A 12,274-nucleotide genomic window follows, 5' to 3' on the forward strand; every position below is an offset into this window, starting at 1 on the left:
ACTTAGTTGTTTTTTTGTTGTTCTGATCTATCGTAATCCATGGGTTAATAATGGAGTTATGATGGATTCACTTTATCAGTCAGGTCTAAAGGTAGTTGTTACTGCGCAAGTGCGTTTTCTTGAAGCGTTGCTTCGTCGGTGGCTAATCGGCCAGGGAGACCTGTACGGCCATATAAAGTTTCTTTATCGGATTGAGTTCGAAAAGGATGCGGCGGTTTATGTCGGTACTGGTTCAGCAGCTCGTCTGGCTAGTCGGGTATCTGGCAAGGTGCTGCAGTACGATAACCCAGATCTGGAAGCCCACACTATTGCGGTGCTTGAAGCTGGGAAAGAACGGCAGCTTGTATGTGCAGGGTTATTTCAGGTTCGATACCCGAGCGATGTTGGCTCAGACATAGAGCGGTTAGAAAAAAGTAGACTTCGGGATGCCGGATTAACTTTATTGAACAGGTATGACCTGTTCAAGCCTATTGACGACTATCAGTTAATCAGTAGACAGGTCTGGATGAGCGAATCTGAAATGTATCTATACCGCCGACTTGGAACAGGTGAAATAAAGCTTCGTGATGCTCTTCGGATGTAAACCGAAAAAGCCCGCATTCCTTCTGGCGGTGCTGTATCGTTCTGTTAAATGTTCGTTTAACTGTTTGATACACACGCCGGAGGCCAGGAATGAATGACGATAAATTGATCGCCTACTACAGGGTTTCAACGTCTAGGCAGGGCAAAAGCGGTCTGGGTCTTGAAGCGCAGCGTCGTGATGTTGAAGCGTTCGCTGAAATGACCGGTCAGACTGTCAGTGCCGAATACACTGAAGTAGAATCAGGTGGCAACAGTGATCGTCATGAATTACTGGCAGCAATTGAACGGTGTCAGTTGATTCGAGGCCGCTTAGTTATTGCGAAGCTGGATCGTTTATCTCGCTCTGTTGGATTTATCGCACAACTTCAAGATTCCGGAGTTCCGTTTGTAGCCTGTGATATGCCAGAGGCTAACGAAACGATGGTTCAGTTGATGTCTGTAATGGCTCAGGCCGAGAGAAAGGCTATCTCGATCCGAACTAAAGCTGCATTGCAGGCTGCGAAGGCGAGGGGAGTGAAGTTAGGTAACCCTAAACTGTCAGAGGCTCGAGCAGCGCGAATAGGCGACGTAACTCTGAAAGCTCGTACAGTTCGTTCAGAGAATGCGGAGAAGCATGCTTCGCTGGTGATGCGTGAAATTCAGCGAGCACGAGCGGGAGGGATTTCGAGTTTGGGGCAGTTATCAGACTGGCTCAACCAGCAGCAAATCACTACGCCCAGAGGGTGTTTATGGACAAGAACTGCAGTAAGTCGAATATTAAAACGGTCTTCGAAACTAAGTTGATTAGGAGAAACTAATACGTATGCCAATTTTTATAAGCTACTCACACGAAAATAAGGAGTTTGTGGACCAGTTGGCGATGCAGCTGGTGCAAAGGAATGTAAATGTGTGGCTTGATCGCTGGGAGTTAAGCATCGGTGATTCGATTATCGATAAGGTGCAAGAAGCGGTTGATGGGGCAAGCGCGCTTCTAGTTGTCCTATCCAAGGCTTCGATTGCATCTGAATGGTGTAAAAGAGAGCTATCATCTGGTTTTTTGAGAGAGCTGGAAGAGAAGCGTGTTGTTGTCATGCCTGTACTGCTTGAAGACTGCGACATACCTCTCTTTGCCCGAGGTAAAATGTATGCGGATTTTCGAACGGATTTTGATGAGGGGCTAGGTACCGTAGTGGCGGGTATCGCGAAAGTTACCAGCCCTTTTCTCGCTAGGGCAAAAGAGCCGGATTACCATGTGGATTGGTCTGTTGATTGGGGTGATGTAGATGGATTGTTTGCCGTAGTGTTGAACTTTGTTGAGCAGGCCCAGAATCAGCCATACTCATGTCTTACCAATATTGAGATCCTGTGTTCCCCGGCGGCAACACAGAAATATGAAGCTAATAAAGAATTAATGGGTGAGGAGTTTGCTCGAGCCTATATCGTTAAAGTGATTAATGATCATTTTCAAAGTCGTTCAGATTTTCGCCCGTTGCTAGTATCTGAAAGAGAGAAAGTTGAGATAGTCCTGGTTGATGGGGATGGTTTGGGTGAGGAATATAGCCTTAGAATTGGTGCTCGCAGGCTTGGAGAAGATACTGGGCGCGATGTGTTAGTAAATACGACTACTTTAATTGCACAATCATACGAACATATAAGTGCTGTTTTAAAACAGAAGGGCTGAAAGTTGGCATGGTACGGGTGGGCGTTATATCCCTCCGCCATGTGCTAGAGGTAAATGTCACAAAGTATGAAACTAGGTTTAAGAGGGTGATGAAAGGAACCTTGCACTGGTACCAAACATCTATAAAGATAATAAGACGAATTTCTAACTAAAGGCTGAGTGCCGGAGACTGACATAAACGTCTGACACTGTTGATATATGGGGTATTCTGAAACGCCACAGAACTCGCTGTCTGGGACGTTTAGAATTTTATGGTACCAGCGGCCGGACTCGAACCGGCACGTCCTTGCGGACAAGGGATTTTGAATCCCTCATGTCTACCAATTTCATCACGCTGGCACTAAGGAGAGGCGTATTATAGAAATCTGAGCGCTTTCGTCAATCAATACCGACGAAAAACTGAAAAAAAGTCTTCTTTCCGTTACAATCCGCGCCCTCTGGTTACATTTTAAACTTTATTGTGAAGAATTCTCCGCATGCAGGTAAAAGATTTTTATTTTGAGCTTCCTGAAGAGCTTATTGCAAGCTTTCCGCTAAAGGAACGCAGTGCTAGTCGTTTATTATCCTTAAATGGGGAGAGTGGCGAGTTAATACATGGTGTCTTTCGCGATGTTCTGCAATTTATACAGCCTGGGGACCTGATGGTTTTCAACGATACCCGTGTCATACCCGCGCGCTTATTTGGTCAGAAAGCGTCCGGTGGTCGGGTGGAAGTGTTGATTGAGCGGGTTTTGGATCGTCAGCGGGCATTAGCGCATATTCGCTCGAGTCGTTCGCCTAAGCCTGGAACCCGGTTGACCCTTGATGGGGGAATCAACGCTGAGATGGTTGCACGCCATGACAATCTGTTTGAACTCAAGTTTTTTATTGATGGCAATATTGTCGATCTATTGGAAGAGCACGGGCATATGCCTTTGCCTCCCTATATGAAACGAGAAGATCAGCTATCAGACCGAGAACGCTACCAAACGGTTTATAACAAGAAGCCCGGCGCGGTTGCTGCACCTACGGCAGGATTGCATTTTGATGATCAGCTATTGGCTGATTTGGATGCTAAAGGCGTCAAACGTGCCTTTGTTACGTTGCATGTTGGCGCGGGGACCTTTCAGCCGGTTAAAGTGGATAACATCGATGAGCATGTTATGCACTCTGAGTATATTGAAGTGAGTCCCGACGTTTGTCAGCTTGTGCGTGAAACGCGCGCAAACGGAGGCCGCGTTATTGCGGTAGGGACAACGAGCGTACGTAGTTTAGAAAGTGCTAGCCAAGGGGGTGAGATTGAACCTTTCTTTGGTGACAGTGATATTTTTATTTTTCCCGGATACAGGTTCAAATCCGTTGATGCCATGATCACTAATTTTCATCTGTCTGAATCAACGTTACTGATGTTAGTGAGTGCTTTCTCCGGCTATGAGCATATTAAAGCGGCGTATAAAGAAGCGGTTGAACAGCGATATCGCTTTTTTAGTTATGGCGATGCTATGTATTTAACACGAAAATTAGATTCGCAATCGGAACTGCAAGGTTAAGAGGTAATGATGACTAGACAATGTTTTATGCAGTTTGAAAAGATTGCGGAAGATGGTAAAGCGCGACGCGCACGTTTGACGTTTCCCCGTGGTACGGTTGAAACGCCTGCATTTATGCCAGTAGGTACTTACGGTACCGTAAAAGGTATGACTCCACGGGATATTGAGGCGACGGGTGCTCAGATTCTTTTAGGTAATACCTTCCACTTGATGCTGCGTCCAGGTACAGAGATCATTAAGCAGCACGGTGACCTACATGATTTTATGCAGTGGAAAGGTCCAATCTTGACTGACTCTGGTGGCTTTCAAGTTTTCAGTTTAGGCAAAATGCGTAAAATTACAGAAGCAGGGGTTACGTTTCAGTCTCCTGTTAATGGCTCTAAAGTGTTTATGGGGCCGGAAGAGTCAATGCAGGTACAGCGTGATTTGGGTTCCGATATCGTTATGATATTTGATGAATGTACGCCGTATCCTGCGACAGAATTGGAGGCGGCAGAGTCCATGCGCCTTTCTATGCGTTGGGCTAAACGGTCAAAAGATGCGCATGGCGATAACCCTTCCGCGTTGTTTGGCATTGTTCAAGGTGGTATGTATCCCCATTTGCGTGATGAGTCGATGCAGGGCTTGGAGGCGATTGGTTTTGATGGCTACGCGATCGGTGGCCTTTCCGTCGGTGAGCCTAAAGATGAGATGGTCAAAGTGCTGGACCATCTTGCACATAAGATGCCGACAGATAAGCCGCGTTATTTGATGGGTGTTGGTAAGCCAGAGGATATTGTTGAAGCGGTACGCCGTGGTGTTGATATGTTTGATTGTGTCATGCCTACGCGTAATGCTCGAAATGGGTTCTTATTTATCGATACCGGTGTGGTAAAAATACGAAATTCAGTCCATAAAACGGACACGAGCCCGCTCGATAGTACGTGCGATTGTTATACCTGTAAGAATTTCAGTCGGGCTTACTTGCACCATTTAGATAAGTGTAAGGAGATTTTAGGCGCCCAATTAAATACTATCCACAACCTGCATTATTATCAGGTACTTATGGCTGGATTGCGTCAGGCCATTGAACAGGGTAAATTGGGCGACTTTGTGGATGAATTTTATAGCAAGCGAGGGCTTGAAACTCCTCAGCTTGACTCCATATAGATTTAATAGTTTATAACGATAATATTTATATTTTACTTTTTAGGAGTAACGAATGAGCTTCTTTATCTCTCCAGCTTTTGCTGAAGGTGCTGCCGGTGCCCCAATGGAATCTGGTATGTTCAATATTTTGTTTTTAGTGGGCTTTGGTCTTATTTTTTACTTCTTTATGTGGCGCCCTCAGGCTAAACGTGCCAAAGAGCACAAAGAGCTATTGAATGGCATTAGCAAAGGCGATGAAGTGATCACAGCTGGCGGTGTTTTAGGCAAAGTGGTTAACCTGAACGATGATTATGTTGTCCTTGAAGTGTGTGAAGGTACGGAATTAACGTTCCAGAAATCACATGTATCAGCGGCTCTGCCAAAAGGCACTCTTAAGAGCATTTAAGCTAATTCACAGGCACCGCCCACCTAAAGGTTGGCGGTGTGTCTGTTTCTAATTGGGAAAGGGCACCCATGCTCAATCGATACCCCCTCTGGAAAAATCTTCTTATTCTATTTGTTTTGGTTTTTGGCGGTTTATATGCAGCGCCTAACCTATACCCTGATGACTATGCGGTACAGTTAACAGGTAGCCGAGATGTTTTCCAAGTTGATCAAGTTTTATTAGATAAAGTTACGGCTTCACTGCAACGTGAAGGTGTTACTGTTAAGTCTTCAGAGCTTAGCAAAAATGCTGGTTTAATCCGTTTTCCTACAGGCGATGACCAGTTAAAAGCTAAAGATATTATAAGTAAGACTGTTGGCGACGATTATATTGTCGCGTTGAACTTGGCACCCACAACACCTAGCTGGTTAACAGCGATAGGTGCAGGTCCTATGAAATTAGGCTTGGACTTACGTGGTGGTGTGCATTTCTTGCTTGAAGTGGACCTACCTAAAGCGGTCGCGCAAAAATTGGAAAATTATGCATCTGAGATTAAGGGGCGTTTTCGTGAAGAAAAGCTTCGTTATCGCAAGATGGATAGCTTAGATAATGGTGCTTTAGCTGTTAAATTTACAACAGCAGAATATCGAGATAAATCGATTGAGTTGCTGCGTAAAGAGTATCAAGAATTTACGGTTTCAGGTGAAGATCGCGATGGCGATTTCTACACGATCATTAATCTGACCGAACAAGCTGTACGTGATATCGAAACCTATGCGATCAAGCAGAACTTAACCACACTGCGTAACCGTGTGAATGAGTTAGGTGTGGCCGAGCCGTTAGTACAACGTCAAGGGCGTAACCGTATTGTTGTTCAGCTACCCGGTATTCAAGATACAGCCGCAGCAAAACGTATTATTGGTAAAACCGCAACGCTTGAGTTTCGTTTAGAAGCTAAAACCGCTGCAAGTTCGGCCAGAACCGAGGTCTATGAGTTTCGTAATGACCTAGGGCGTAAAGCAACGCTAGAAAAAGATATCATCATCAAAGGTGATAACGTTGCTAATGCGCAGTCATCGTTTGATGAAAATGGTCAGCCTCAAGTTAATATTACCTTGGACTCTAAAGGTGGTGAGCTTATGGCTCGAACCACTAAAAATGCCGTTCAGCGTCGTATGGCCGTTCTCTTTGTCGAAGATAAAGAGCGGACAGTTTACAAAAATGTCGGTGGGGAGCAGGTTGCTGAAACGATTCGCTACCAAGAGAAAGGCATTATTTCTTTAGCGACGATTCAATCAGTACTGGGAAACCAGTTCAGAATCACAGGGCTTGATGGTGCGGGCGAGTCGTCAGAGTTGGCGCTTTTACTCCGCGCGGGTGCACTTGCAGCGCCGATCTACTTTGTAGAAGAAAGAACCGTTGGTCCTAGCTTAGGTGCTCAAAATATCGAGATGGGTGTCATGTCCGTTCAGATTGGTTTAGCACTTGTGCTTATCTTTATGATTCTTTACTACCGAGTGTTTGGTCTGTTGGCTAATATCGCGTTGGCTTTTAACTTGATGTTATTGATTGCCGTTATGTCGATGTTATCAGCCACACTGACGTTGCCCGGTATCGCAGGTATTGTGCTGACCGTGGGTATGGCCGTTGATGCTAATGTGTTGATTTTTGCGCGTATCAAAGAGGAGCTGGCGAATGGCTTGCCGCCTCAGTCAGCAATAAATTCGGGCTTTGGTCGTGCATTTACAACCATATTGGATGCCAATATCACCACGTTACTGGCTGCGGTTATCTTATTTGCGATGGGCACAGGGCCAGTTAAGGGCTTTGCGATCACTCTATCCGTAGGTATTTTAACCTCTATGTTTACGGCCATTTTGGTTACCCGTGGTTTGGTTAACCTTACTTATGGCAATCGTCAGCTCACTAAGCTGTCTATTTGAGGGTCTGATGATGTCTACATATAAAATATATAACTTCATGGGGCTGCGTAAGGTAGCCGTGTTGTTTTCCATTATTATGCTAGTGGTGTCTATCGGCGCCTTAGCGGTTAACGGTCTTAAGTTTGGCTTAGACTTTACCGGTGGTAGTTTGGTGGAAATTGGTTATGAGCAATCGGCTGATCTGAATAAAATTCGTGATCAACTAAAAGTGGTTGGTTATAACGATGCGGTTGTACAAACCTTTGGTTCACCTACCGATATATTGATTCGTTTAGGGCAGGATCATGATCCTAAGCTGGGCGATAAAGTACTTGCCGCACTGCAAGATGGCGAAACACAAACGCTAACATTACGTCGTAATGAATTTGTTGGTGCTCAAGTAGGTGAAGAACTGCGTGAACAGGGTGGTTTAGGCATGTTGCTTGCCTTGTTCATGATCATGCTTTACGTCGCTTTCCGTTTTCAGCTTAAGTTCTCTATCGGTGCTGTTGCGGCGTTGGCCCATGACGTATTGATCGTGCTGGGTTTCTTTGCCCTCTTTAAGCTTGATTTTGATTTAACTGTATTAGCCGCAATTCTTGCGGTTATTGGTTACTCGCTTAATGACACTATCGTTGTGTCCGACCGTATCCGCGAAAACTTTCGCAAGATGCGTAAGGAAAGCGCGATCGAGATCATGAACGCCTCATTAAGTCAGACGCTTGGGCGTACCGTGGTTACCTCATTAACCACATTGTTAGTGCTTGTTGCGTTGGCTGTGTTTGGTGGTGAGATGATACATGGCTTTGCGGTTGCCTTGCTCGTAGGTGTGTTTGTGGGTACTTATTCATCGATTTATGTCGCAGCCAATGTGCTGATGGCTATGAATGTATGTAGGGAAGACCTTATGCCGCCGGAGGAAAAAGAGCAGGAGATCGATGATCGTCCTTAACCCTTTAAAAAAGCCGGCAAAATAGCCGGCTTTTTTAATTTCTGCTATTTTATAACCATAGTGATTGCTTTTAATACAGCATGCTATGCTGCAATGATTAGAGCCCTTTTGATTCTATTTGCTTTGAGACTTTTATGAGTAACGATTGGACTAAGAATGATCCCCAGGCCGCATCCGAAGCGGAAAAATACAGTAACCCGGTGCCAAGTCGGGATTTTATTTTGCAGTTTATGCAAGAGAGAGGTGCGCCGCTAGGGCATGCTCAGCTGTGTGATGGGATGGGGATTAAAGAAGAGGAAAGTCGTGATGCTGTTTTTTTCCGTCTGAAGGCAATGTGTCGAGATGGGCAGTTGATGACCAATCGACGCAATGAATTTGCGTTAATGGATAAGATGTCTTTTATCAAAGGGCGCGTGATCGGCCACCGGGATGGGTTTGGTTTTGTGAAGCCCGAAGATGGTAGTGACGATTTAAAACTGAGCCCTCGGCAGATGCGCCAAGTTTTCGATGGGGACCAGGTCCTAGTGCAAGAAACAAACGTGGACTTCAAAGGGCGAAGGGAAGGTAAAATTATAGAGGTGTTGGCGCGTAATACCCGTAAGCTCGTTGGGCGCTTTAGTGGGCAAGAGGGGTTTGGTTATCTGCGGCCAGAAAACCAGCGCATTACGCAAGAGATCATGATTGTGCCTGATCCAGAAACGCCTGTGACTTATAAAGACGGCCAGTTAGTGGTTGCAGAGTTGTTGAGACAGCCGGGCAAAAGAGATCTGCCTCAGGCGAAAGTAGTGGAAGTGTTAGGTGACCACCTTGCGCCGGGGATGGAAATCACTGTTGCTATCCATAATTATGAAATACCGCATGAATGGACAGATCAAGTTCGTCAAGAGATCGGGGAGCTTTCCGCTGAGGTGGAAGAGAGCGCTAAAACAAACCGAGTAGACTTGCGTGACCTGCCTCTCGTAACGATTGATGGCGAAGATGCAAAAGATTTTGATGATGCGGTGTACGCAGAGAAAAAAGCCGGCGGTGGATGGCGTTTATGGGTCGCGATTGCTGACGTATCTTGGTATGTGAGACCTGGCACAGAGTTGGATAACGAAGCGTTTCAACGCGCGAATTCAACTTACTTCCCCGAATTTGTTGTACCTATGCTGCCGGAACTGCTCTCTAATGGCCTATGCTCGCTCAATCCTGCGGTGGATCGCTTAGCGATGGTCTGTGAGATGACGATTAGCGAGAAGGGGGTTCTATCAGGGTATAAGTTTTATGAAGCTGTTATCTGCTCCCATGCACGTTTGACCTATACAAAAGTGGGCAAAATGTTGATGGAGCCTGATGAGGGCGAATCTAAACAGCTGCGCGCAGAGTACGCCCATGTTGTCCCTCACCTTGAAGATCTGTATAGCTTATATTTTGCCTTACGTAAGGCGCGGGAGATCCGCGGCGCGATTGATTTTGAGACCACTGAAACGCGCATGGTCTTTGGTGAAAACCGTAAGATAGAGCAGATCATTCCGGTTCATCGTAACGATGCGCATAAATTAATAGAGGAGTGTATGTTATGTGCCAATGTGGCAACCGCACGCTTCTTAAGTAAATTAGATATCCCTGCAATTTACCGTGTACATGAGGGGCCAAAAGAGCAAAAGCTAGAAAATCTAAGAGCTTACCTAGGCGAGCTGGGGTTGAATTTGGCGGGTGGGGATAAACCAGAGCCTAAGCATTACCAGGAGCTGGCAGAATGGATTGAGGGGCGCCCTGATCGTCATCTAATTCAAACGATGATGCTGCGTTCCATGCGGCAAGCGGTTTATAGTCCAGATAACCAAGGCCATTTTGGTTTGGCTTACCCAGCCTATACACATTTCACTTCACCTATTCGCCGTTACCCTGATCTGCTTGTACATCGCTTGATTCGATCAGCGATACATTCGAATAAAGCAGATAGCTCTATCCAGCGACCAGCAGACTTTGTCGCTAATGCTGACTTTGTTTGTTCTTATAGCATGGAGCAACTGTTAGCCTTAGGTGAGCATTGCTCTATGACTGAACGCCGCTCGGATGATGCAACGAGAGATGTGGTTGCATGGCTTAAGTGTGAATACATGCAAGAACATGTTGGCGATGAGTATGAAGGTGTTATTGCTGCGGTAACCGGCTTTGGTGTCTTTGTTGAGCTGGATGAGCTATTTGTTGAAGGGCTGGTGCATATTACTGCCTTACCGGGCGATTATTATGTGTTTGACCAAGCGAAGCAGCGTTTAGTGGGTGAGCGCACACGTAAAACGTTTAAGCTAGGTGATCGTCTAAGCGTTAAAGTGGTTCGTGTCGACCTTGATGAACGTAAGATCGATTTTGAGCTTGCAGATCAGCAGCGGGAAAAGAAAAAGACGACCCGTGAGCTTTTGGCTGAAGGAAAAATAGGGGATCAGAACGGGAAAGGAAAATTACCTGGGCAGCGAAATGAATGGGGTAATCGTCCGATGAAAAGCGGTGATGATAAGTCCCATCCACGCAAAGGTTCTCAGCGTGAGGCGCTGGCGAAGTCACGTCGTAAAAGCGCCGCGTCTGATGATAACGGCCCGAAAAAACGTATAGCGCCGACTAAAACGAAACCTTCGGCTAAAAATGCGCTATCGCCTGCAGAACAAGAGTTGATGGCGTTTAATGCAGGAGAAAAAGGGCGCAGTAATAAAGCGAAAAAAAGAAAAGTCGCCGCTAAGCCTAAGTTGAAAGGTAAGCAAAAAGGGCTAAAGGTTAAACAAGAAAAAAGATAAAGACGTTATTACGGATGTAATAGGCCCTGCATAAGGGCTTTGATATAATCAGCGCCAATATAAGCTTCCACTGGAACCGCTTTTGATGAAAGAGATTATTCTGCTTAATATCTCGGGTGACGATAAGCCCGGGGTTACCTCTGCTATTACCAATATACTTGCGCAATTTCAGATCAATATCTTAGATATAGGTCAGGCGGTTATTCATGACACGCTGTCGTTAGGCATTTTGATCGAAGTGCCTAAAGCCGCCGAGTCTTCACCGTTGCTGAGAGATATTCTTTTCAAAGCGCATGAGTTGAATATGAATATCCGTTTTCAGCCAGTTGATGAGCGTAATTATGAGGCGTGGGTTGCGGGCCAAGGTAAGTCACGTCATATCATCACCTTGTTGTCACGCAAGCTAAGTTCGGTTCAAATTGCACGGGTCACCGAAATTGCGGCGCTCCATAGTTTGAATATCGATAATATTAGTCGTTTGTCCGGTCGTATTAGTTTAAGTGATAGCTGTGAACAAACGAAAGCCTGTGTCGAGTTTTCAGTACGCGGTGCCCCGGCTGATGCGGCTAAATTACGATCAGAATTTTTGACAGCGGCGAGCGATCTTGATGTGGATATCGCCTTCCAAGAAGATAATATCTACCGTCGTAATCGCCGCTTAGTTGTGTTTGATATGGACTCTACGCTGATCGAAGCGGAAGTGATTGATGAGCTAGCCAAAGAGGCGGGTGTCGGTACTCAGGTTGCTGAGATTACGGAAGCAGCCATGCGTGGAGAGATTGATTTTAATGAAAGCTTCCGCCGTCGTATGGCGCTTCTAAAGGGCTTAGACGTCTCTGTACTGGAACGTATTGCTGAGCGGTTGCCGATGACTGAAGGGGCCGAGGAGTTGGTTTCCAACTTGAAGGCGTTAGGCTTTAAAACAGCGATCCTATCGGGCGGTTTTACCTATTTTGCATCCCGTTTGCAAGATAAGCTAGGGTTTGATTATGTGTATGCGAATAAGCTTGATATCGATGCGGATGGTAAAGTAACCGGCGAAGTCAAAGGCGTGATTGTGAATGGCGAACGTAAAGCTGAACTGCTACGTGAGATCGCGCAGAAAGAGGGGATTCGCTTAGAGCAAACAATTGCGGTCGGTGATGGTGCTAATGATCTACCTATGCTCTCTATTGCGGGGTTAGGGATCGCGTTTCGTGCTAAACCTTTAGTGCGTGAGAGTGCGAAGCAAGCAATTTCCACATTAGGTTTAGACGGCATTCTCTATCTTATTGGTTTTCGTGACCGAGATACGCTGCAAGAGTAAGACGTATATCTATTAAAAAAAACAGCCCTTCAT

General features: G+C 45.8%; 10 protein-coding genes and 1 tRNA gene. 10 read left to right on the forward strand and 1 reads right to left on the reverse strand.

The genetic code is table 11. From position 1 onward, the window contains the following. Positions 1 to 58: 58 nt before the first annotated feature. From A3773_RS06385 to A3773_RS06395, 3 genes are all read left to right on the forward strand, one after another. Positions 59 to 583 (forward strand): hypothetical protein, encoded by a 525-nt coding sequence (locus tag A3773_RS06385; protein WP_156473456.1) that lies wholly within the window; start codon positions 59 to 61, stop codon positions 581 to 583. 89 nt (positions 584 to 672) lie between these two features. Continuing rightward, entirely contained in the window at positions 673 to 1,365 is a 693-nt protein-coding gene (locus A3773_RS06390; RefSeq protein WP_067984247.1) for a recombinase family protein, read from the forward strand. 19 nt (positions 1,366 to 1,384) lie between these two features. Next, complete coding sequence (locus A3773_RS06395; protein ID WP_067984249.1) at positions 1,385 to 2,242, forward strand: toll/interleukin-1 receptor domain-containing protein; 858 nt, start codon at positions 1,385 to 1,387, stop codon at positions 2,240 to 2,242. Positions 2,243 to 2,494: 252 nt separating this feature from the next. On the opposite strand, the gene A3773_RS06400 is transcribed toward A3773_RS06395, so the two are convergent. Then, positions 2,495 to 2,581 (reverse strand) — tRNA-Leu (locus tag A3773_RS06400). A 137-nt stretch (positions 2,582 to 2,718) separates the two neighbouring features. On the opposite strand from A3773_RS06400, the gene queA reads away from it, so the two are divergent. From queA to serB, 7 genes are all read left to right on the forward strand, one after another. Beyond that, on the forward strand, positions 2,719 to 3,771 hold the full coding sequence (gene queA, locus A3773_RS06405; protein WP_067984252.1) for a tRNA preQ1(34) S-adenosylmethionine ribosyltransferase-isomerase QueA: 1,053 nt from the start codon (positions 2,719 to 2,721) through the stop codon (positions 3,769 to 3,771). Between the two features lie 27 nt (positions 3,772 to 3,798). Beyond that, positions 3,799 to 4,920 (forward strand): tRNA guanosine(34) transglycosylase Tgt, encoded by a 1,122-nt coding sequence (gene tgt / locus A3773_RS06410; protein WP_425461971.1) that lies wholly within the window; start codon positions 3,799 to 3,801, stop codon positions 4,918 to 4,920. Between the two features lie 52 nt (positions 4,921 to 4,972). Then, a complete protein-coding gene (yajC, locus tag A3773_RS06415; protein ID WP_067866595.1) occupies positions 4,973 to 5,305 on the forward strand; it encodes a preprotein translocase subunit YajC in 333 nt (110 codons plus the stop codon). Positions 5,306 to 5,373: 68 nt separating this feature from the next. After that, positions 5,374 to 7,227, forward strand: coding sequence for a protein translocase subunit SecD (gene secD / locus A3773_RS06420; RefSeq protein WP_067984255.1), 1,854 nt, complete (start codon positions 5,374 to 5,376; stop codon positions 7,225 to 7,227). A gap of 10 nt (positions 7,228 to 7,237) precedes the next feature. After that, positions 7,238 to 8,158: a protein translocase subunit SecF gene (gene secF / locus A3773_RS06425; RefSeq protein WP_067984257.1), complete on the forward strand. Its 921-nt coding sequence runs from the start codon at positions 7,238 to 7,240 to the stop codon at positions 8,156 to 8,158. A gap of 134 nt (positions 8,159 to 8,292) precedes the next feature. Beyond that, a complete protein-coding gene (gene rnr / locus A3773_RS06430; RefSeq protein WP_067984259.1) occupies positions 8,293 to 10,935 on the forward strand; it encodes a ribonuclease R in 2,643 nt (880 codons plus the stop codon). Between the two features lie 85 nt (positions 10,936 to 11,020). Next, on the forward strand, positions 11,021 to 12,241 hold the full coding sequence (gene serB, locus A3773_RS06435; protein ID WP_067984261.1) for a phosphoserine phosphatase SerB: 1,221 nt from the start codon (positions 11,021 to 11,023) through the stop codon (positions 12,239 to 12,241). The last annotated feature ends 33 nt before the right edge of the window (positions 12,242 to 12,274 follow it).

The sequence above is a fragment of the Neptuniibacter pectenicola genome (assembly GCF_001597735.1).
GTDB lineage: Bacteria > Pseudomonadota > Gammaproteobacteria > Pseudomonadales > Balneatricaceae > Neptuniibacter > Neptuniibacter pectenicola.